Source organism: Vibrio sp. 1401 (genome assembly GCF_033340295.1).
Genome location: NZ_JAWOWF010000895.1, coordinates 1 through 504, shown reverse-complemented (window position 1 = coordinate 504; position 504 = coordinate 1). Strand labels below are relative to the sequence as shown.

1 protein-coding gene is annotated in these 504 nt (G+C 49.0%); it reads left to right on the top strand.

Annotation, left to right across the window (positions count from 1 at the left end; translation table 11 throughout):
- Nucleotides 1-38: 38 nt before the first annotated feature.
- Nucleotides 39-504: alpha/beta fold hydrolase (locus R7Z77_RS28765; RefSeq protein WP_318137486.1), on the top strand; the 466-nt coding region annotated here is incomplete at its 3' end.

The window sequence follows — 504 nt, the reverse complement described above, 5'->3', positions numbered from 1 at the left end:
TTCAACTGACATGAAGGACCATATAAGAGCAGTTAGGTATGACACAATTTTTCGCAGCCGCCGGGATCAAGAACCCGCACCTTCAGACCCTTTTACCGCGCTTTATTCGTAAAAAAGCGCTGTTTACGCCTATTTGGCAGACGCTGGATACCGACGATGGCGACTTCCTCGATCTCGCTTGGAGTGAAGACCCCACCAAAGAACCCGCGCAGAACAAACCCATCTTCGTTTTGTTTCATGGCTTGGAAGGATGCTTCTACAGCCCGTATGCAAACGGCCTGATGAATGCGTTTGCGAAATCTGGTTGGTTATCGGTGATGATGCATTTTCGTGGCTGTAGCGGCAAACCGAACAAAAAAGCTCGCGCATACCATTCAGGAGAAGTAACGGACGCTCGCTTCTTTTTGGAACACCTTCATCTGCGCTTTCCAAACAATCCAAAAGTCGCCGTCGGCATCTCCCTTGGTGGCAATATGCTGGCGAACTACTTAGCACAATACAAAG